Genomic DNA, 19,431 nt, shown 5'->3' with positions numbered 1-19,431 from the left:
GGGGTTGAGTGTAGCGCGGGGTATCTCGTATCGCACTCACACGGTCTGATTATTTGTTCTTCGTACGTGTGCAAAAGGCGCTCATAGTTGTTGAGGTGCTGGTTGTCGAAGGGACAACACATCCGGTCGATTCCCCGATTGTCCCGCCGTGTTGAACAACGTGCACTAGGTCGACGTAAAGCCACGGTGATTCTGAAACCCCCACCGTCAGCAGTTGAGACACTAAATCAAATTGCGACCTTCTATGAGGACACCGCTATCCAACAGAGTACAATCATCTCAAAGACAGTCCTGTAGTACTCACAGTCTTCTTTTCTCTACATATACTCCTACAGCAACAGAATTCATATTTCGAGGTCGGATGGTCTACTACCGGGTCATGTTCACATGAGACGACGAAGTGTCATCGGAGGTTTATTCGGACTCGGAACTGGCGCGGCCAAGTGGTTCGACACGCCTCTCAACTGGGGGGAAGTGTCGGCTCACGTGCCGGAGGATGCGGAACCCGTGTCCAGAGGGACGACGGTCGAACGAACCCTGACCGACGGTGAGGAAGACTGGTTCACGATCGACCTCCAGGCCGAAGAGACAGTGTGTTTCGCCCTTCTCGGGTTTGACTACTGGTTCAAACGAGGAGTCGAAATTATCCTATACACGCCAGACGGTACTGTTCTGGATTCGACGAAGGTGACACAGACAGAATTGCCTCGAGTCGCCATTGGCACCACCGTACCTGAGACAGGTACGTACGCTGTGCGAATCGCGTCTCTAGGGGGTCAGATACCCTACTCGCTCCTGTTTGATGTCGCTGACAAAGACCCAGACCCTAACGAGATAAACGATGATCGCGAAAGCGCTACTGAAATTGGTATCGACGACCCTGTCGATGGCGTCATCATCGACAACGAAGAGGATTGGTTCCGCTTCGAAGTCAACGCTGGAGAGGGGATTGAATTTGAGTTGACCGCTGAGAATTTGGCCATCAACCGTGATCTCGAGATCTCGTTGTTCGATCCGAGCGGTGATGAGATTGGTGAGGTGCCGCGTGATCGCCCCTTTAGCGCATATAAGACCGTGTCCAACTTCAACTTTAGTTCTCTCAATACGGCATTCGGCGCAGACGTTGCCGAGGAAGACGGATCGTACTTCATTCAGGTCCAGGGGCTGGACGGTGCGGTTGATGGCTTTACCACGTACAAACTCGTCGTCAAGACTGTCGATCTCGGCCAAGACGAGCCGAACGAGAGCAGGGAGACCGCAACCCCGATTACACCCGGCGAGCCAGTCGAAGCGACGCTGGCTGGATACGACCGTGACTGGTACCAATTCACTGCCGAAGCAGGCGACGAGATCGTAATCGACTACGAGGTCATACAGTTCGTCGATCTCTTCGATAGAGAGGTAACACTGTACGACCCTCTGGGTAACGTTCTCAGCACGTCCACACGGGTACTGGACGAACCAGTGACAGCAGAGACGGCTGGCACGCATTCGATTCGCATCGCACAAGGTGACGATAATGGAGTGAAACCCTTCTTGGAGAAAGAAGGTTACAGACTCACAGTGCTGCGAAACCAAAACATGTCCTCCAAGCCCGAACAGGTGACGTTTTCCGACCAAGACTCCGATGGGATGGAAATCGTCGTCGACGAAGTAAGTCTTCCAGAGAGCGGGTTTGTGGTACTCCACGACGAGCGACTGTTCACGGACGACGATGGCGTGTTCCCGAGTATCCGTGGCGTCTCGTCATTCCTCACTGCTGGTAGCCATGAACTGGTTCACATCACTCTGGACGAGCCACTCACGGATTCTCAGCGCCTGTGGGCAGTTGCATATCGCGATACAAATCAAAACGGTGAGTTTGACTACGTCGCCACAAATGCTCGAGAGGATACTCCCCGATACACAGGCAGTACGCTAGTGATGGACGACGCCTGTATTACGAAGAGACGGGTTTGTTGACACCTCCTCTCTATTCAGCGCGCAGCTCTTGTCAGCATTCTCGGCTGACGTCATTGTTGGGGACCGACGTCAATGTCGTGCGGTACCGTTCCAGTGCTTAGCTCTCCCCGTGTTCCGAGCGACTCATGACGGTCGTCTCATCACACCCGTTGTGATAGGCTCCGACCGACCGAACGGCTCAAACTCGTTTTATCCACCACTACTACTCCTACACCAACCGAGGGTTTCCCGAGTGCTGCGGCTAGTAGTACCGTGTGTCCCCGCGGTTTGTGTTAGGTGCCTATCGTATAGTGAGTGTTGAATCGGCGTCTATCACGCCCTCACTGTCGCCACCACATCACAACGTCTGTGATACTGCGCGACTCCTCACTCGTCGCTGACTCGAGATCCGCGACCGCTTGCTCGGTGAAGACGACGCGTTTCGTGCCGCGGCGTTTGACGATCTTCGTCTCGTCTTTCCCGAAGCGATTGAGGAACTCCATCACTCGCGAGACGGTCTCTGTGTGGGGGCTCTCGCCGTCCTTCGAGCGGAGGACGGTGCTGATGGTACTCGAATCAATCGTGTACCCTGCCGGGACTTTCTTCGCATAGTCGCTGATGCCTTTGGCGACGTAGCGAGCGCGTTGCTCGTTCGGCGTGAGTTTCTGGACGGCGTCTTTCGAGAAGGCGACGACCTGCTGGAGTGGGGAGAGTGACGTCACATCGTCCGTCGTGGCGACGTCGTCCGTAGTTAGTTCGTGGAACTGCTGTTGGAGTCGCTTGCGGTGCTCTCTGGCTGATTCGGTCGTGGCTTCGACTTTGCGCACGCGGGCTTTGTACTCGGCGAGCTCAGCGTGCTGGGACTCGATCGTCTCGGCCTGGTCGTCGACGCGGTCTTTGAGTTGGTCGGTTTCGGCTTCGAGGGTGTCAACGCGATTTGTGAGTTCGGTGTTCTCGGTTTCGAGCTCGTCGACGCGGGCTTCGAGTTGGTCGTTTCGTGTTTCGAGAGCGTCGAGGCGGTCTTTGAGCGTCTCGAGTTCGTCGGCGAGGGCCGGACTCGCGGGTGCGCTCATTTGTGGCCCTCCGTGCTGCAGATCAGTTGTGCGACGAGACCTTTTTGAGTAGGGGGCGTATTCGAAGTCATGCGGTTGGGTAGTTCGACCGCACCGGATCCGTGCTCTTACACGGGTCCTTTCTGTCAGGACCAAGTGACCCGGTGAGTCGTTACGTTATCCCACTCATTCAACTCACTTTAATCTGAGCACTATCTGGTGCTCATTAGGTTTAGGATCGGACTCACTATCTCACACATCGGTTTGATTAACACTCACCTTGGACTTGCTTCTGTATGCGCAAACGGGGGGAGTGGATGAAACCGACCGATGATCAGATTCTCGAGATACTCGGCGATTCGGGTCTCGTACTAACACCTACTGTAGTCGCGTTCAATGCTGGTTTCGGTAGGTCTCACGTGAATCGGCGATTATCGGAATTCGTTGAGAAGGGCCTCGTAAGGCGTATCGAGCGCGGAAAGTACGAAATCACTGACGATGGACTCGGCTATCTCTCTGGAGACGTCGACGCGTCTGAGCTATAACCACGAGAACTCGCTTCTTCCTACTTGTCGCGTGGGTCGCTCACGAACTCGAAGAGCCGCGTGGATTCGTGGATGAGTTTCACATGACCACGGGCTTCGAGTACCTCGAGACGATTGTACACGCTGTTGCGTGAGTACCCTGTTTCATCGACGAGATATCCTTTCGTTGCGATACCCCACGGCCCATCCGATTCTCGACCGCGTTTGAGCACGTCAAGAATAGCTTCGTCAGTTCCGGTGAGATTAGGAGTGCTCATAGCTGCTCTTTGCTGTGACTATGCTATAAAACATGGCTTACTAAATGTGCAGAACAACTGTGCTGAATGCACATTATTAAGTAGATGCAGACCATAGCTATCAGTGAGAAGTCCTGGTTTCGCCGTTCGCAGAAAGGCCACGTGCGCCAACACGTGACCGGTGGCTTCTCGATTGAGGCAAGAAAGCCAATGTCAACTACGCACACCGCGCCACAAGAGCGTACCGCATCGCTAGCCAGCCACCTCACCGACGCCCTCGCGCGCTCGTTCACCCTCGGTGTCGACGCTACGGGGTCGACGCATCACTATTACCGTCCCGCCGACGCCGTCGTCGTCTTCGACGGACGCACGTTAGATCACTACCAGCCACTCGATGGCCGTCCGCTCGCAGAGTGGCAGGCGTTCGTCGCCGACGAGCGTGGGTGGGCTTCGACCGGCCAGTTCGCGCAGCTCGGCCTGCAGCACGATTTGGAGCGCAAGGAGGCCCACGCATGAGCGCCCGCGAGGAGTTACAGATGCACCTCTCGCAGGCGTTGTCGCGGACTGAGGATGCCGAGGTGCAAGCGCATCTGCACGCGGCCTTGGAGTCTACCGAGGCGTTGCCGCCGACGCCGCTCGTCGAGTGTCCGGTGTGTGGGACAGTAGGGTTGCCGGAGCGGATCGAGATGCACAACTGCTAGGTCATATAAACTGATATAGCTAATACTCCTCTCAAAATTTCACTCGCTTATTGAGTACCTGGACAGTCCGAGCTGGGCACTCGGGTACTGGCGGGACGAACGAAACCCGGTACCAACTGAAAATGCTTCGAGGTACCGATTGTATGAATACAACAATGTCTAGCCAGACTCCGGCGTCTGAAAGTCATCAAGGCGCTCACTGATTAATCCTACTTCCGCGATTTAGTAGAGCGGCGTTTCGAGCTCGTTTTCGCGTGTTACCGAGGAAGTCTCTTCGCAGCGTCTGTGCCGTTTCAGCGGCTGTGAGTTCTCACGTTGGCTCACGGAGAAGCGTGTTCAAATCGGTGACGTCTTCCCGATTCGTCCATAAAAAACCGAGAGACTGCACTGCCTTGCAGGAAACCCGTGCTACACGTTCAGATTAAACTGCGGAAGTAGGATTAACCAACCGCCAGCAAAACACAAATCAACAACCACAGAGAAGGGACGATATGCGCTGGGATGCAATCGAACCTGGAAATATGCAAGGCGTATATGCAATTTTCGTCAAAGGGACCGAAAACTGCCTATACGTAGGTCAATCCAGCAACCTCAGAAGCCGAATCAACGGCCACTACAACAACAGCAAATCATCTGATTTACGCAGTCACGTACAACGAGATAACGACTCTCCCGTTGAAGCCAGAGAGCTACAGTTCCTCACAGAGGTGCGAATCATGCAAATGCCCGGGAGCGAAAAGTCGCATCGAATAACCATCGAAAAGAAACTCACCAACAAACTCGAACCCATATACCCGAGATAGTCACGCGAAAACGCAGTCTAGCGCGAATTACTTCCTCCAAAGTGCAGGGTACAATTCGTCGAAATCGAATCTCTCCACACAATCCTCAGCATCCACAATCTGCACTGTAACGTCATCGTCTCGACTATCTGCTATCGCCTGAAGACACCGGCCACACAACCCCGATTCTCCATCTTCAGAAAACACAGCAACCTCAGAAACCGAACCTGTACCCTCAGACACAGCCTTCGAGACTGCTAGCTCAATCGCGTGCACTCCCCACCCCTTTCCTTCGACTGGACAACCTGTATAGACATCACCATCAGCAGTTACAACAGCAGCACCAATACCCGCTGACGCCGCTTCAACCGCTGACTCTCGCAACTCACCAGCTCGCTCTGAATCGGTTAATTGCTCGGTGGGGTCCTCGGGAGAAGCCACCTCAAGATCCTCGGGCGATAATCGTCGAACTCTCCCCCGCGAGAGAATCGAATTCTCGTTACCAAGCCGCATCTGGGTTTGCTCACTCATATTCTTCGAAGCTCTCCGCAGTAATATTCGAGTCGCCCGTTTCGTACAGATGCGCGAATGCTGACCCACCAAGATCGTACCCAAACTCCTCAGTATACGCAGATACGACCGTATACGCTGACGGGTCATCGGTCTGAAACGCGAAGTCTCGGAACAAGTACGCCGCGACGGACTCTACAGGGATTTGCTCGCCGTCACATATGTGATGGCGCGCAAGTTTCCAGTGCTCATCACCTAATCCCCACTTCGAGTTGTGACCGCCCTCTTCAAGGGTCGCTACTTGCATCAGCGGTGATTTCGCTCTGAGTGACGATGGTGCATACGTCCCAGCTACGTTCGCGTTGAACCACAGTGTAGCGTCTGCTGGATTCTCTGCCTGTGTAAAGGGAACTAGGTACGGTTTGTCACCGTCGAGAACCCGAAAGTACGTGTCGAAGAAATCGTTGTATGGGAACGACAGACCCATCGTTCTCCCGTCGAGATTGGACTGCTGCTGAAGACACAGATACCCGGGGAAGAGCCTGTGTATAGACGACTCAACGAGCCGCCAAAAGCAATCTTTGACTACTTCGGGTTTCAGGACGTACTGAGTCATTATTGATACTGTGACAGTGACTGATTCTTGTCGAAGTTGGAGGTATCGAGGTCTGTTCCCCACGCATGGAGCCCCAGTTCGTTAGCGACCTTGATGGTGGTTCCGGAGCCGCTGAACGGGTCGAACACCATTCCAGGCCCATACTCCGGTTCCTCGCAGTCGCACTCAGTCCATCCCTCAGTAATCCACTGAGGGAACGTAAACTCTCTAAAGTAACCGCCTAGCACCTCTTTCGCTTCCTTCGCTAGCTCTTGGACGTCTTTGGCGTTCTCACCCGCACCATCCTGGAATTCCTTCGCCTTGCCAGCGTCAGAAATCCCAACCGCCTGAACCGCCTTGATATGTCGCTCTTCGAGATCGGACTGATTATACAGCTCAAGGGCTCGCTCAGCCTGTGGCCGACTCGTGTCCAACTCGGTCGTCCCTCTCACCCGATTGCGCTCACGCGCCACACCACACTTCGTACACACTGAGTGCGGACAAGCGAGCGTGATCGCTCTCCGAACCAGTTCCTCCGGGTATGGTGCGAGGTGTCCACCGGTGTTGCGGTCATGGTTCATTCGCCAGACGTCTCCCGGATTCGAGCCGTTCCCGAAGACCTCGGCGTATCCGTGGAGGTCGTAGTAGTAGTCGTCAGCATCCCACACGAGATGGATGATATGCTCATGGCGTGGAACCAGTCGGTCCTTTGCCGGGGACGGCATGCCATTGTCTTTTGCCCAGATGATGTCGTTACGAATCGTCCAACCAGCTTCCTGCGCAGCACGGACGAACCGGCCAGGAATTCCAACACGACTCTTGTTGTTGTAGCTGTCGCCGATATTGAGGAATATCGACCCGTGTGGGCGCAGGAACGCGCGCCAGTGCTCGAGCGCCTTGACGAGGTTCTCAATGTACTGGTCTGGATCCGACTCCTGACCGAGCTGGTCGTCGACGCCGTAGTTGCGCTTCCGCCAGTAAGGCGGCGACGTTATTATAAGATCGACTGATTCAGATTCGATTTCCAGTCGTTTGGAGTTCTCAGTGTCGGCGTCTTTGTCAGCGTCAGACGGGATGACGTAGCGAGCATTCGCGTGCTCAACCTTCGCCTTCAGTTCGTCAACATCGGGACGCTCATCGTGTTGTGCCCGAATGTCCTCAGCGGTAACACTCCCATGGTGCTCTAACTCGTCTTTGATTGCACCGTGGAGTTTCTTGGCGACATCCGGATTTGAAGAGAGAAAGTTGTAGACGTCCGGCGTGCTCGGTTCCTTCGGCTGGTGGGTTCCGTCCAGGAACTCGTCGAGGCTGGAGACGTTGTCGACGTCGTCAATATGCTCGCTAATGATAGAGATAAGCTTTCGGACTCCAGGGTCGAGCCGCTCCATAGTCAACGGCTCCTCTTGGTTTTCGAATTCATTTTGGCTCATTGCTTGAACAAGATTTTTCTAGCCATTTGAGTACTTCGTAACTCTCGCAATGTCTGCTGCGAAACCGATAGATGGTTATCCTTCATACTCTCCAACGACTTCTATCGTTAGTTCACTCAGTGCATCATCTTCGGGCCCGAATACCCGTCCATGCAATTTGTCAATTCCGCCATTCGCGTATTCCTCAGCGATAGTGTAGACGAGGCGCTTATCCTGCAAAACATCGAGAGTACGCTCTTCTCGCACCGCAACTGCCTCGATGATACCCTCTTGCTCTTCACGGAGTGCAGAGGACCGACCGAACAGCGCATGCTCCTTCCCCTCAAGCTCGACTCGTCCGGCCTTCTTACGACCGTAACTTACGGCGAACAAGAACAGATCGTGCAGCTCGACGTCGTAGAACGGCGAGGTCTCTTTGGTTCGTAGGTCCTCGTACAGACTGCGCTTCGATTTCTCAATGTGAACGTCACGCCGCGGCTCGGACTCCTCATACTTGTGGGATTTTTGCTCGCTCATTCTGTCGTCACCTTCGTTACCTCATCAGTGTACTCCAGATGGTATTCGTGGGCGACATCATTCTGTAGGAAGGCTTTGACCTCGCTTGTGTATTCTTCGTCGGTCATTAGGAACGTCACCTGGCTATTTTCCAGATAGTTCGGGACGTTCTGTGCGATTCTTCGTTTCGGTTTACTCGAAATCCGCCCCAGTGGAGTGTCGATAACAACTGGTGCAGAGAACCCGCTAATCTTCGAAAGCCCCGACATGAACGACAGCGCGAGCACTTGCCGCTCACCTGCCGACAACGACCCGAGCTTTTTCTCTCCAGACGGGCCGTAAACGCGCACTTCGTAGTCCTCAGTGAGCTCGATGTCGTAGTGCTCGTCCTTCCAGATGAGGTCGTTGAAGTACTGTTCAAGTGAGGTCTCTGTCTCGTCGCGGACCTGCTCAAGAATCTTGGTCTCGATACTCTCTACCTTGCCCCGGGCGTTCTCAACGAAACGAATCTTCCGAAGAAGCTGATCGTGTTTCTTCTCCTTTTCCACTTCTCGTTTCCACTTATTCCTGCGCTCTTCGACTTCCTCGCTTTGTTGCTCGATTTTCCCGCGAAGTTGCCCGAGCTCCTCGCGCATGTCCTTAATGCGAGCGTCGATTCGCTTGCGCTGTTTCTCGAGGTCGGCCACATCGACGTCGTCCGGGATGTTCTTACTTTCCAACTCAGCAGAGATTTCGCGCAGTTCTTCATTGATTTCGTCGATGTCGTCTCGGATGTCCTCAACGCGTCCCTTCCGTTCTTTCGCTACATCGACCATGTCATCTGCACGCTCAAGCGCGCGCTCTACCTTCCGCTTCCCGTTGGCACTCTGCGTCGCTGTCTCAGCAACGGTTTGTTTGAATTCTTCGAGATGCCGACGTTTCTCTTGCTCAGTTTCGATGTCGGTCCCACAGATACATCTGCCCTTCTCGAGCAGCTGTTCGAGCCACCACTCGGGGATATCTGGTGGTTCTTGACCGCTGGTCTCCCATTCGCGGAACCGATCAAGCGTGAACTCCAAGGCATCTTTGTTGTATGCAACTGGCCCCGCGCGAGCGAGTGCCACAGCGGCGTCTTCACGAGCGTTCTGGAGCTCCTCCTTCCGGTCCTCGAGGCGCTCGTTCAAGTAGCGTCGACGCTGCTGCTTCTCACGAACATCTGGGTTGGTACTGTCAGATAGCTCCTCGTCGATACCCTCTATCTCCTCGTTCGCATCGCTGATGTTCCCCTCGAGTATCTTCTCTTCTTCCTCAAGCTCCTCAAGCGTTTCTTGGGCTTCCTCGTACTCATCGTGCAAGTCTTGAGGCGTCCCCTCGACATCCGAGGCTTCCTTCTCGAGGTCTTTCTGAACCGACTTGAGATGGTCTACTGCTCGTTCCAGCAGTTGAATATGAGAGACGTCGAGAACGGCGTCTTGCACACGCTCAGTGTACCCTTCTTCGAAGAACTGGTCGAGCTGCTCGCCGTCGAATAGGAAGTATTGGTGGACGTGTGTCGGTAGGATTTCTCGGAGCCGGATGTTGGGGTTGTCGACGTTTTGCCAATCCGGACCGAATCGTTGTCGGAGCTGGAGGTCGTCAGTGACGCTGCTGTACTCGTCCTCATCGACTTTCGCGGTTCGGAATTTTCGGGTAAATACGTACTGGGGTTCCTGCTTCCCGAGAGTAATCTCGATATACCCACGTACGGCCTCGCCCACATCGATTTGTCTTAGTTCCTTGAGATTGACTAAGGGATCGGCACCTAACCCCTGGTTGTCTTGGTTGTCGATATGAGGTTCTTTGTCGTAGAAACAAAGCGTAATTGCATTCAGCAGGTTAGATTTCCCCGACCCGTTCTGCCCCTCGATGACATTGATGTGTTTGTCCGGAGTTGTTGCGAGGTCAATCTCCTCGATACCTCGGTATTGACGGTAGTTTTTGAGCTCTATGTCGAAGATCTGAATGTTATTCATTCGTCAGCGTAGTCACCAAGACTTTCGTTAGTAGCATACGAATCGATTAGCGATCGGTACTTTTCCGCATACTTCGGACGATCCTGGTCTAGTTTCGTCCGCTCGTGCTTCAGAATCTCCCGAATAAAAGAGCGATAGTCGTCTTCCTCGATCTCATCCGTTTGGTCGAGGATGAGCGAGTGTACCTCCGAGTCCTTCATGTCCTAACTCGTGATACCCACGTATCATAATACATTCGTTCGCAGACGTTCTTCGTCTCACGAATCCCCTATATCCGGTATTTTACTCGGATGCTGTCGATGACGTTTAAGGCGGTGTGACGGTTCTTTGCGTTCTCAGCGAACTCCGAAAATCGATCCAGTTCTTTTTTGAGCAGGTTCTGCTCCGACGTCCCGATCTCCTCGGGCGGGTGTAACCACGGCACCACGACCATGTCGTAAATCGTCGCCTTGTCTTTCCCCTCAGATTGCCGAAGAACACGTCCACGTCGCTGGATGAACTGCATCGGGTTTCCACTGTTGCTCATCAGGATTGCTTGCCTAGTCGCCGGGACGTCGACACCCTCGTCCAAACACTTCATCGCCACCAATGCGTCCCACCGGCCCTCATCAAATCCCTCAAGCAGCTCTTTACGCGTCTCTTCGTCCTCCTCGTAGGTGAACTTGTGATGGACGATGCCTTCTTCGTTAAGAATTTGTTGGACAGTGTCAATCTGTTTCGGGTTTGTGTATACCAGGAGATGGTCCGGGTTGTTCATCTTCTGGAGCAGGCGTCTTAGATGCCGATACTTGTTCTCGGCGCCCTTGACAATCGCAGCACGCTTCATTGCAAGCCTCTCCACGATTTCGTCCTCGACATCGTCACTACCAGCAGCAGTTGCTAGCTTTCGAGACTCTTCCCGATACTCCTCTAACTCGTCTTCCGTCATCTCTACAATGATCGGATCATATTCGTAGGGAGTGAGATATTCGGGAATCGCGTCGCTGAGGGTGTACTCGTACACAGTCCCGCCGAAGTAGTCCAAGAGGAACTCTGTGCCTTCTTCGTCGTAGTGACGTTCTGGTGTTGCTGAGAGACCAATGCGAGCAGTGTAGTTCTCGAGGAGCCCCTTTCGTTGCTCCTCCGACCCGAGCCCGTGGACCTCGTCGCCGAGAAGAATGACATCGCCATCTATGCTACTGACCTTCTCGCGGAAGTACTCCTCACTAAGGGTTTTGTGGGTGGTAATGACGATATCGTGGTCCCGAATCCCGAGCTTGATATTCGACACAACCCGAGAGAGATCGCTTTTCCAGTCGCTGTTCGCTGTGCCGAAGAGGAATCGCGGTGATTTGAGGCCGAATATCTCCATTTCTTCGGCCCACTGTGTGGCGAGGTGGGTAACTGGGACAGCGATTACGCAGAGAACGGGTCCGTCGTGTTGGTCGATATATTCGTTGAGAGCCGCGAGAGCGGTGAACGTTTTGCCCGTGCCAGTGGCCATCCGAAAGAGCCCGATGCAGTCGTTCTCGAACCAACTATCCACGGCCTCGCGTTGGTAGTCACGGAGCGTGATTTCTGGACCCGCTTTCTCCCCGTTGGCTGGGTCGTCTAGGTTGTCGAACGGGGTATCGTATGGACGGTTGTCGTAGTCTCGGAGTTCAGCGATATCCTCTGCTACTCCTTCCGGAATAGTGTACGTATTGACGTTTGGGTCCCGTCCATTCCAAAGATCATCGAAGCGCAGTTCATGAGTATCGACGCCTTCTGCGTCTCGTTCACCGAGCCAATCACAATCAACACTGTAAGCCTCGTAGTTCCGTAGAGCCTGCTGGCTATCGTTCTGGGACCCATGGAACGCAACTCGGTTGCCATCTGTGTCGTAGAAGATACCGAACTTGTCGTGGAAGTCGCCACCAGAAAGTGATTCGGTTGGAACGGCTAGCTTGATTTCGAGGAGTCCGTCAGCAATCATCCAAGCGACAGCGTTCCGCGTGTCGTATTCGAGGTCAAAACGTAAGTTGGTGATTGTCTGCTGGAGGGTGTCTCTAAGTACTTCGTCGCTACGCGCCTCCTCGCCTTTCTTAATGGCTTCCCAGTCTTCTTCGGTGAGCTTGGGGCTAGTAATCCACTTGGCAGTTCCGTCGTTGTTTGCCAGCTCTGCAATACCTCTCGCTGCCGATTTTATCCAGTTTGTTGTGAAGAACCCAACACCCCGTTTGTACTCGACAGAACGCGACAAAAGAGGCTGATAGAACTCTTCGACAAAATCAGTGGTCGACGTGTTGAGGACACGAGGGAGATCGAGGGATTCGAATGTAGTACCGTCGGAAGCCATCGCTGTTGGCAGAACTGGTTTCGGAGGCGAGTTAAGCGTGTTGTTGGCTAAATTGGATTACTTCTCACAAATTTAAATAGGCCAGAATTTATTGGTATCAGCATGTCTACTGCCCGTGATTTGGAGGACGATTTTGTATCTAGAGGTAAACAAGAAGATAAGTCGATCGAGGTCGACGTTAGCTACCAAATCATCCGACAAGTCTCATCACAGCTTTACACGAACCCACGGAAAGCTGTGGAAGAACTCGTTTGCAATAGCTACGACGCTGGTGCAAGCGAATGCCACATTAACACTCCTGAGTCGGAGTCTGACTATCTAGCTGTTCTCGACGACGGCTCCTCTATGGATATGGGTGGATTTGAGTGGCTCTGGAGTGTGGCAAAGAGCCCTAAAGCCAATCAGGAAGATGAAGACCGAGTGAAGCATGGCCGCCAGCAAATCGGCAAATTTGGTGTAGGGAAACTCGCTGCATTTGCGTTAGGGCGGAAACTGACACACATCGCAGCAAAGAATGGTACTGTTCGTATTGTGTCTGTTTCAGAAGAAGAAATAAAGGAACGGGATGATGGGAATCCTCCCAGCTTCAATGTTCACAAGATGGGGCTGAATGAGGCTCAAGATGTAGTTGCTGGGTACTTCGAAGAGAAAAACCTTCCCAACCCATGGGAGAAAGACTGGGATTCTTGGACCCTAGCCATCGTCGACGACATCGAAGAACAGTACACTGGGAAGGCGTTGCAACCCCAGTATCTTCACCAGATGATTCGCACCTCAATACCTCTCTCTGCTCAGTTCCAGGTATCCCTGGACAACAGCAAAATCTCGAGAAGGGAACCAGATACTGACGAACGCTTCACTGCTGATCTCTTGGAAGAGGACGTCCGAGGGGAAATCGAGAACCGACTCCAGTCGTTCTGGAAAGAACGAGACGAGCACGACAACATGGACGACGTACCCGAGAGCAAGTATGAGTGCAGTGTCGGGGAAACAAGCCAGTATGATAACGTTAAGGAGGACGTTCGTGCACTCGAAGTCCCCGAATTAGGACCGATCACGGGGAAGGCAACCTACTACGAAGATCTCTTAACGAAGGGGAAACGGAAGAAGAGAGGTCTCAAAGATCACGGGTTCCGCATTACCGTGAAAGGAAAGTTGGTCAATCGTGAAGACCCGCTATTCGGACTTGACAACCCACCTCACGGCGACTTTGGTCGTTTTCTAGCGGAAATTGAGGTACCGGACCTTGACGATGCAATTCTTGTTCAACGTAATCAGGTCTCTGAGGAACACATCGAGACACATCTCGTAAGAGAGGTAATTCAAGCGTTGTTCAATTACTGCCGTCGAAAGGCCAACCGATTAGACCAGCAGAAACTGGAGGAGATTGAGGAAGACGAACAATCGGTGCGTACGTTCGGAACCCGACTTAATACTTTGGCTCCATTCGATGCGACACAAGGACTCAGAGGACTATCCAGCGATGGATTTCCTGAGGGTGGTCTTGGCTCCATCGACGTCAAATTCAGCTCTTATGACGAATCTGATGAGATCACGTACTATTCTTCGGACGATCAAACCATTTTTATCAACGAATCACATCCTCTGTTCAAAGCACTCGAAGAGAGTAACAAGATGTCCAACGAATTCAAACAAGTGTTTGGAGAAGCAGTCGCTGGGAATCTGCTTGCCTCTGGGTATCTGGAGTACCACGGTGTCGAACAAGAACTGTTAGACATCTCCAAAGAGGTTTCCGACGATGCACTGCGTAGTGCTGCTGGTTACATTCGAGATGAGATTGAGTACTACATCAACGAGATTCATGATGCTTCTCTCGAGGGCGGGTCGCGGTATGAAGAGGTGATTGTCGACGTATTCCGGCAAATCAACGTATCTGCTCGACACGAGGGAGCTTCTGATCGACCAGATGGGGTTCTAACGATACCACAAGCAGGTTCCAAGAACCTTCGCTTCTGTATGGAAGCAAAGGGCTCGAAAGGCATCGTGAATCACGAGGATGCGAAAGAGGCGACAGTCACCCGTCATAAAGAAGAAGCAGAGTGTGATCATGCCGTTGTGATTGCACGAGAGTTCCAGTTGGATGGGAAATACGGCAAGGATAGCGCTCTTCTACGGGAAATGGATGGTAGCGCATCTCTACTGACTAACGAAGCCATGGAGAAACTGCTCCGGTTACACAAACGACGTCGGTTTACCCACCAACAAATCGTAGACATACTCACCAATGACCAACACCCTGACGAACTGGTCGATTACGTTGGAGAAATATGGCAGGAAACGCCAGAGCCCGGCTTAATGAGAGAAATCTTGGATATTGGTTGGGACGCCCAGACAAAAAACCCGGTTAACAAGCCTGCTATCGGGATGGTGTTAGGAGATGAGAATATTCTGGAGAGGGGAATCGAGAAACAGAAGGTTGCAAACGTTATCGAAGCGGTAGCTGTCTCTACCGGGATGGTGGATTATGACCGCGGTGAACAGGAATTCGAGCTGTTCCAACACCCAGACGTTATTTTGGAGCAGATGATGAAGGTTCCCGAAGAGGATGCAGAGTAGGAGATACTGTGACATATTGGTGAGGACTCCACTGAACACCAGACATCGAACCCCCTCACCGCACGACTCACTAGCAACCCACTGATGGCGTCGTCGCTCACCACCTGACTCGAGGCGCTTGAAGCCCGCTCCCCACAACACTACAGCACCCTCCAACGGTACCTCCCACTCCTCCAGACAGCACTCGACGACGCCACCCGCCCCTACCCAACGGGCCGGCAACTGTACACCCACCTCGAAGCCCCACCCATCCCGTCACGGACCTTCGGCCGCCTACTCACACTGCTCGTCGATCTCGCAATCATCGACATCTACACAGAGCGCGCCAGCGCAAATCGCTACGACATCCGTGGGTACGACGCCGCAGCGCTCGAAGAACTCAACGCGTTACTCGCGTAAGCAGCCTGTTAAGAGGACACTTGGCAGTCATCTCCCCATCTTGGCGACGTGCAGTCGGGTGTCCATCGCCTCGCTCACGTCGGGTGTCAACGCTGTCGCTACTAGCTGGGTGTCTCCTCACGACGCCAAAACATGTGGGTGTCGACAGCGTTGCTCACGAGTCTGTCACTCGGCGACGGTGCCACACAAAGCCACCCTGGTCGCTGTTAGCAGCTTCGTACTGCAGGACGCGGGGTCTGTCATCACGGACTCGTCGTCACCAGTGATGTGTTCTTCGGTCATCGAACAGACATGCAGTTTCCCTTATACCCTACTGTCAACCACGATTATTATTCACTAATAGATATGTCGGTCTTTGAACCATAGGAATTTATCATTCCGTCACCTAAATTGGATAGTATGAGCAGTGAATCCCTGAGCGAGCTCTACATCCCTGAGATGCCTGTGGATGAAGAGAAGCTAATCGGAGCACTGAAATCGTATTTGAGGATTGTTCCAGAACCAAATCGATTCCGGTTCGAAGAGCCTTATCAGCAACTGAACGAAGAAAATCAAATCCTCACAATCTTGCTAGGTCAATTAGCCTGGCGTGAACTCGTAAACGACTCTAATAGCGCCTCTCTCACGCCGATGGAAGTGAGTAAATACAGTGAGATTGGATTAGGGCGATTGTATCCAAAACTACGAAGACTTGAGCAGGAGGGTATCGTAGAGAACGCTCAAGGACGGTACTATGTGAATACAGATCGCCTCAACGAAGCTATCAAGAGAATTCAAGGAAAGGTTCCTGCGGGTATGGTCTAGCTCGGAAGATTGCCAACTCTCCGAAATAAATAACTGTGGTTGGGCTGTTGTGTTGATATAAAATGGAGGGACAGCAGGGATTTGCGCAGTTCAACTTATATGATATTTTCTCGAGCTTCTTTCCTGGTGCATTATTTTTAATTGGGGTGATGATACCGTACGTTGGCAGCGGCATCGTCACCACCGAACTGAAGATCGGGAACTTGGTCGTTTGGGTAATACTGGCTTTCGCATCAGGACAATTTCTTCAGACGATTGGGGGATACGTAATTAGCGGCAGCGATGCCTTTGAGACTCGGATGCGCCAAATCACGGAAGAGGAAGAGTCAGAGTATGAAACAACTCCGATGGACATCAAGTTTGTTGAAAACGTTCGAGAAGATTTCGAACTTGATGCAAACTATGATGCATGGAAGAGAATATACAAGATGATTCTTGCTCAACTAGAGTCAACTTCGCGAAATCGGACCCTCCGGCTACAAGCACTATATCTCGCGATGAGAGGGACCGGCGTTGCAATGTTCTTGCTGGCATTCCTCTACGTTATCTCAGTCATGCTCAACGATGCAGATATCATCAAACTCTCGGTCCCAGAACTTGCTCTGCTACCGATGATTATAATCACGGTCGGGCTTGGGGGTGCTTCTATAGTGCGGGCAAATGAGTTCAGCGAGGACACCGTCTCGTATATGGTATTTGAGTATCGGTTGGAACGAGACGACGCCTAAACGCCCTTGGCCAGAGGGCGTCGTGAAAACCGGAATGCCATGCGCATTCCACCCTTCCCGGGATTGTGACTGCGCAGCGGGGGAATGCATTCCAAGCTTCGTCCCTCACGCGGTTACGTGTAGTGGCCAGCTGTGACAATTCTTTGCAAGTATATCTACTGTCACGAGCCGCGCTGGTCGTTGCCTCGATGCGGACACTTCAGACTCAATGGCTGAATCACGGATCACCAACAATGACGTCTCTGTACCACCAGTAGCCACGCGGGTTGCCTCAAGGGTGTCCACCTCGGGTGTGGCTGCTTACATAGCGAGACCCTCCGAGGATACCCACTCGAGCCCACAGCGACACCAAGGTCACTTCGTGATTTTGAGGCCGTGTGTTGATTCGTACAGATATCCCTTTAGCAACAGCTGTTCGAGAAGGTCCTGTGCCTCTGGCCGTTCAAACCCGCCGTCAGTAATGTATCCCACTGCTGTCTCGGAACTGATTGGGTCGGTTTCAGCATCGATATGCTGGGTGAGTTGGTCGAAGGCCGTTCGTTGTGACGGTGTGAGTGTGGTGGTTGGATTCCGCATTACTGGTCTTGTAGGCAACTTCGACACGAAATTGTTCGGGTCGTTTTGTCGATTCAGTCGGTGACTGTCAACTACAGCGTTACTCGAGGCGCGCGCTTACGGCCACTCTTTTCGGCGACGTCGTCTCCTTGCCTTCGACGGACACGTGAGATATGCCGCTCTCGCTCAGACAAGCCCGAGCCAGTTTTTCAGCACAGAGCCATGCGACTGCTCGTTGGGTGGCCGCGTTCAGTACGGCCGCCGGTGACGGACATCCAGAGGCATTCCTCAGGGGTATACTGGTAGAATCATCATCCAGTGAGTCGGTAGAGTATCGTCATCCTGCGCTGGGGCGTACTGAATAGCGTGGAAAGGGAGGTGCCTCTGACACACGACTCCATATTTAGTGGATGTCGCAAACAGGAGTTTCAGACACTCAGACAACAAGTTAACGGCCTGTTTGTTAACGAAGTGGTTTGTATTGGATGTGTATTTTTGTGAGTGGTATCAACGCCTGACAGCGGAGGAGGTGGGTCGTCTGTCTCACGGACCCACCCGAGTCGTCGCCAAGACCGGTCGACACGAAATGCCGTTACAAGAGTGAATCTGGATAATTAGTTATTCAGTTCCCCCTTAATTACAAAAATCACCCACAATTCGTTGAGATATGATGTTGATGAATGACTAAGTATTCAGAATGCAATCTATGTAGGGAGGGAATGGGAATGAACGAAATGTTTGGGTTGACGGGGTTCCAGCGAGACCTCCTCGTGATAGCGAGTGGGCTCGAGAAACCATCGGGACAGGACATCAAAGACCACATCGAAGCGGCGATGGGCACATCGGTGAAACACGGGCGGTTGTACCCGAACCTCGACACGCTGGTCGAACATGGGTTACTCGAAAAAGGTCAGCATGACCGCCGCACAAACTACTACCAAATCACCGAAAAGGGGAAACTGACCATTCAAGAGCGACTGGAGTGGATGCGATCGGAATCCAGAGCACTGCCAGCCTGACACTCTTTTAGTCAGCCCTCTGCCCTGAGTCGGACGCTTCAGCGTAACGCTTTGATGGAAAAATATCGAGTCTCTGCCATCTCTAGCCTTGGTCACAGCTGAGACGTTCTCACAAGATGGTACTCATAAGCCCGCTATTTACGCACACAAGCCAATACAGTAGTATGGAAACAGCATCCACCAGAGACGTCGCCTCCCGCGGAGAAAACTTCTACCTCCATGCACTGTTGGGCGCCGTCGTGACCGTCGTTACGTCCTTCATCCCGTTTTCACCACTCATCGGTGGGGCCGTCGCAGGCTACTTGCACAACGAAGGGACGAGCCGTGGCACACGAGTTGGGTTCGTCTCGGGAATCTTCGCGTCGCTCCCGTTGGCAGCGGTGTTCTTTTTCATGTTCACCATCATGTCCTTCGGCTCGCTCACCACTGGCGAGTTCGCCGGTCCAATGTTCGTCATTATCATGATCGGGCTTATGCTCTTGATCGCCGCAGTGTACATCCTCGGCCTCAGTGCAGTAGGCGGGTATCTTGGTGCGATGTACGCCGAATCGCAGGCTCAAGCACGTGCCACAGAAGAATCCCCCGACGCGACGTACGCCTCAGTTCCCGACGACGAGGCTGCCGATACCGTTGATAACCAAACAACGAAGTGAATCACCCACCATCCAGTGGGCTTGGTGACGCTGAACGGAGCGTAGCCGGAGAGTGGCTCTGTCGTCGCTTGAACAGACGAAATGTACTCTCCCTATTGACG

At 52.9% G+C, this 19,431-nt stretch carries 20 protein-coding genes; 10 read left to right on the top strand and 10 right to left on the bottom strand.

Annotation, left to right across the window (positions count from 1 at the left end; all coding sequences use genetic code 11):
* Nucleotides 1-387: 387 nt before the first annotated feature.
* Entirely contained in the window at nucleotides 388-1,962 is a 1,575-nt protein-coding gene (locus BM083_RS22240; protein WP_089872771.1) for a DUF7282 domain-containing protein, read from the top strand.
* Between the two features lie 320 nt (nucleotides 1,963-2,282).
* Here the strand turns inward: BM083_RS22240 and BM083_RS22235 are convergent, their stop codons facing one another.
* Nucleotides 2,283-3,014, bottom strand: coding sequence for a hypothetical protein (locus BM083_RS22235; protein ID WP_089872769.1), 732 nt, complete (start codon nucleotides 3,012-3,014; stop codon nucleotides 2,283-2,285).
* A 296-nt stretch (nucleotides 3,015-3,310) separates the two neighbouring features.
* On the opposite strand from BM083_RS22235, the gene BM083_RS23885 reads away from it, so the two are divergent.
* A complete protein-coding gene (locus tag BM083_RS23885) occupies nucleotides 3,311-3,538 on the top strand; it encodes an IclR family transcriptional regulator (protein WP_089872807.1) in 228 nt (75 codons plus the stop codon).
* Between the two features lie 20 nt (nucleotides 3,539-3,558).
* Here BM083_RS23885 and BM083_RS22225 read toward each other — a convergent pair whose 3' ends face one another.
* Entirely contained in the window at nucleotides 3,559-3,795 is a 237-nt protein-coding gene (locus BM083_RS22225; RefSeq protein WP_089872767.1) for a MarR family transcriptional regulator, read from the bottom strand.
* Between the two features lie 189 nt (nucleotides 3,796-3,984).
* On the opposite strand from BM083_RS22225, the gene BM083_RS22220 reads away from it, so the two are divergent.
* Both BM083_RS22220 and BM083_RS22215 read left to right on the top strand, forming a co-directional pair.
* Nucleotides 3,985-4,290: a hypothetical protein gene (locus tag BM083_RS22220; protein WP_089872765.1), complete on the top strand. Its 306-nt coding sequence runs from the start codon at nucleotides 3,985-3,987 to the stop codon at nucleotides 4,288-4,290.
* Entirely contained in the window at nucleotides 4,287-4,475 is a 189-nt protein-coding gene (locus BM083_RS22215; RefSeq protein WP_089872763.1) for a hypothetical protein, read from the top strand. Before BM083_RS22220 ends, BM083_RS22215 begins: the two co-directional genes overlap by 4 nt.
* 47 nt (nucleotides 4,476-4,522) lie before the next feature.
* Here BM083_RS22215 and BM083_RS24195 read toward each other — a convergent pair whose 3' ends face one another.
* Nucleotides 4,523-4,663, bottom strand: a complete 141-nt coding sequence (locus BM083_RS24195; RefSeq protein ID WP_394327639.1) for a hypothetical protein — start codon at nucleotides 4,661-4,663, stop codon at nucleotides 4,523-4,525.
* A 303-nt stretch (nucleotides 4,664-4,966) separates the two neighbouring features.
* On the opposite strand from BM083_RS24195, the gene BM083_RS24190 reads away from it, so the two are divergent.
* Nucleotides 4,967-5,278, top strand: coding sequence for a GIY-YIG nuclease family protein (locus tag BM083_RS24190; RefSeq protein WP_089872761.1), 312 nt, complete (start codon nucleotides 4,967-4,969; stop codon nucleotides 5,276-5,278).
* 27 nt (nucleotides 5,279-5,305) lie between these two features.
* Here the strand turns inward: BM083_RS24190 and BM083_RS23005 are convergent, their stop codons facing one another.
* From BM083_RS23005 to BM083_RS22180, 6 genes are all read right to left on the bottom strand, one after another.
* Nucleotides 5,306-5,788: a hypothetical protein gene (locus BM083_RS23005; RefSeq protein WP_143085801.1), complete on the bottom strand. Its 483-nt coding sequence runs from the start codon at nucleotides 5,786-5,788 to the stop codon at nucleotides 5,306-5,308.
* The gene (locus BM083_RS22205) at nucleotides 5,781-6,383 is read right to left on the bottom strand and encodes a hypothetical protein (protein ID WP_089872759.1); all 603 of its coding nucleotides are present in this window, start codon (nucleotides 6,381-6,383) and stop codon (nucleotides 5,781-5,783) included. Before BM083_RS22205 ends, BM083_RS23005 begins: the two co-directional genes overlap by 8 nt.
* Nucleotides 6,383-7,750 carry a DNA-methyltransferase gene (locus tag BM083_RS22200; protein WP_089872805.1) on the bottom strand — a complete coding sequence of 456 codons (1,368 nt, stop codon included), beginning with the start codon at nucleotides 7,748-7,750 and terminating at the stop codon, nucleotides 6,383-6,385. Before BM083_RS22200 ends, BM083_RS22205 begins: the two co-directional genes overlap by 1 nt.
* A gap of 117 nt (nucleotides 7,751-7,867) precedes the next feature.
* A complete protein-coding gene (locus BM083_RS22195; protein ID WP_089872757.1) occupies nucleotides 7,868-8,308 on the bottom strand; it encodes a hypothetical protein in 441 nt (146 codons plus the stop codon).
* On the bottom strand, nucleotides 8,305-10,278 hold the full coding sequence (locus BM083_RS22190) for an AAA family ATPase (RefSeq protein WP_089872755.1): 1,974 nt from the start codon (nucleotides 10,276-10,278) through the stop codon (nucleotides 8,305-8,307). Before BM083_RS22190 ends, BM083_RS22195 begins: the two co-directional genes overlap by 4 nt.
* A 268-nt stretch (nucleotides 10,279-10,546) precedes the next feature.
* Nucleotides 10,547-12,595, bottom strand: coding sequence for a DEAD/DEAH box helicase family protein (locus tag BM083_RS22180; RefSeq protein ID WP_089872751.1), 2,049 nt, complete (start codon nucleotides 12,593-12,595; stop codon nucleotides 10,547-10,549).
* Between the two features lie 102 nt (nucleotides 12,596-12,697).
* Here BM083_RS22180 and BM083_RS22175 point away from each other — a divergent pair, with 102 nt between their 5' ends.
* From BM083_RS22175 to BM083_RS22160, 3 genes are all read left to right on the top strand, one after another.
* The gene (locus BM083_RS22175) at nucleotides 12,698-15,172 is read left to right on the top strand and encodes an ATP-binding protein (RefSeq protein ID WP_089872749.1); all 2,475 of its coding nucleotides are present in this window, start codon (nucleotides 12,698-12,700) and stop codon (nucleotides 15,170-15,172) included.
* 798 nt (nucleotides 15,173-15,970) lie between these two features.
* Entirely contained in the window at nucleotides 15,971-16,375 is a 405-nt protein-coding gene (locus BM083_RS22165; protein WP_089872747.1) for a hypothetical protein, read from the top strand.
* 62 nt (nucleotides 16,376-16,437) lie between these two features.
* A complete protein-coding gene (locus BM083_RS22160) occupies nucleotides 16,438-17,103 on the top strand; it encodes a hypothetical protein (protein ID WP_089872745.1) in 666 nt (221 codons plus the stop codon).
* A 354-nt stretch (nucleotides 17,104-17,457) separates the two neighbouring features.
* Here the strand turns inward: BM083_RS22160 and BM083_RS22155 are convergent, their stop codons facing one another.
* Nucleotides 17,458-17,679, bottom strand: coding sequence for a hypothetical protein (locus BM083_RS22155; protein WP_089872743.1), 222 nt, complete (start codon nucleotides 17,677-17,679; stop codon nucleotides 17,458-17,460).
* A 713-nt stretch (nucleotides 17,680-18,392) separates the two neighbouring features.
* Between BM083_RS22155 and BM083_RS22150 the strand changes: the two genes are divergently transcribed.
* Nucleotides 18,393-18,677 (top strand): PadR family transcriptional regulator, encoded by a 285-nt coding sequence (locus BM083_RS22150; protein WP_089872803.1) that lies wholly within the window; start codon nucleotides 18,393-18,395, stop codon nucleotides 18,675-18,677.
* 164 nt (nucleotides 18,678-18,841) lie between these two features.
* Nucleotides 18,842-19,330, top strand: a complete 489-nt coding sequence (locus BM083_RS22145) for a DUF5518 domain-containing protein (RefSeq protein ID WP_177197746.1) — start codon at nucleotides 18,842-18,844, stop codon at nucleotides 19,328-19,330.
* The last annotated feature ends 101 nt before the right edge of the window (nucleotides 19,331-19,431 follow it).

The sequence above is a fragment of the Halogranum rubrum genome (assembly GCF_900114455.1).
Taxonomy (GTDB): Archaea; Halobacteriota; Halobacteria; order Halobacteriales; family Haloferacaceae; genus Halogranum; species Halogranum rubrum.
This window is presented reverse-complemented; position numbering and strand designations above follow the sequence as displayed.

What these genes read in the sequence shown, in the direction of transcription:
- BM083_RS22190 (WP_089872755.1), bottom strand. Translation starts at nt 10,278, where the DNA reads ATGAATAACATTCAGATCTTCGACATAGAGCTCAAAAACTACCGTCAA.
- BM083_RS22155 (WP_089872743.1), bottom strand. Translation starts at nt 17,679, where the DNA reads ATGCGGAATCCAACCACCACACTCACACCGTCACAACGAACGGCCTTC.
- BM083_RS22205 (WP_089872759.1), bottom strand. Translation starts at nt 6,383, where the DNA reads ATGACTCAGTACGTCCTGAAACCCGAAGTAGTCAAAGATTGCTTTTGG.
- BM083_RS22160 (WP_089872745.1), top strand. Translation starts at nt 16,438, where the DNA reads ATGGAGGGACAGCAGGGATTTGCGCAGTTCAACTTATATGATATTTTC.
- BM083_RS22175 (WP_089872749.1), top strand. Translation starts at nt 12,698, where the DNA reads ATGTCTACTGCCCGTGATTTGGAGGACGATTTTGTATCTAGAGGTAAA.
- BM083_RS23885 (WP_089872807.1), top strand. Translation starts at nt 3,311, where the DNA reads ATGAAACCGACCGATGATCAGATTCTCGAGATACTCGGCGATTCGGGT.
- BM083_RS22225 (WP_089872767.1), bottom strand. Translation starts at nt 3,795, where the DNA reads ATGAGCACTCCTAATCTCACCGGAACTGACGAAGCTATTCTTGACGTG.
- BM083_RS23005 (WP_143085801.1), bottom strand. Translation starts at nt 5,788, where the DNA reads ATGAGTGAGCAAACCCAGATGCGGCTTGGTAACGAGAATTCGATTCTC.
- BM083_RS22240 (WP_089872771.1), top strand. Translation starts at nt 388, where the DNA reads ATGAGACGACGAAGTGTCATCGGAGGTTTATTCGGACTCGGAACTGGC.
- BM083_RS22215 (WP_089872763.1), top strand. Translation starts at nt 4,287, where the DNA reads ATGAGCGCCCGCGAGGAGTTACAGATGCACCTCTCGCAGGCGTTGTCG.
- BM083_RS22180 (WP_089872751.1), bottom strand. Translation starts at nt 12,595, where the DNA reads ATGGCTTCCGACGGTACTACATTCGAATCCCTCGATCTCCCTCGTGTC.
- BM083_RS24190 (WP_089872761.1), top strand. Translation starts at nt 4,967, where the DNA reads ATGCGCTGGGATGCAATCGAACCTGGAAATATGCAAGGCGTATATGCA.
- BM083_RS22195 (WP_089872757.1), bottom strand. Translation starts at nt 8,308, where the DNA reads ATGAGCGAGCAAAAATCCCACAAGTATGAGGAGTCCGAGCCGCGGCGT.
- BM083_RS22145 (WP_177197746.1), top strand. Translation starts at nt 18,842, where the DNA reads ATGGAAACAGCATCCACCAGAGACGTCGCCTCCCGCGGAGAAAACTTC.
- BM083_RS22220 (WP_089872765.1), top strand. Translation starts at nt 3,985, where the DNA reads ATGTCAACTACGCACACCGCGCCACAAGAGCGTACCGCATCGCTAGCC.
- BM083_RS22165 (WP_089872747.1), top strand. Translation starts at nt 15,971, where the DNA reads ATGAGCAGTGAATCCCTGAGCGAGCTCTACATCCCTGAGATGCCTGTG.
- BM083_RS22150 (WP_089872803.1), top strand. Translation starts at nt 18,393, where the DNA reads ATGTTTGGGTTGACGGGGTTCCAGCGAGACCTCCTCGTGATAGCGAGT.
- BM083_RS24195 (WP_394327639.1), bottom strand. Translation starts at nt 4,663, where the DNA reads ATGACTTTCAGACGCCGGAGTCTGGCTAGACATTGTTGTATTCATACA.
- BM083_RS22235 (WP_089872769.1), bottom strand. Translation starts at nt 3,014, where the DNA reads ATGAGCGCACCCGCGAGTCCGGCCCTCGCCGACGAACTCGAGACGCTC.
- BM083_RS22200 (WP_089872805.1), bottom strand. Translation starts at nt 7,750, where the DNA reads ATGGAGCGGCTCGACCCTGGAGTCCGAAAGCTTATCTCTATCATTAGC.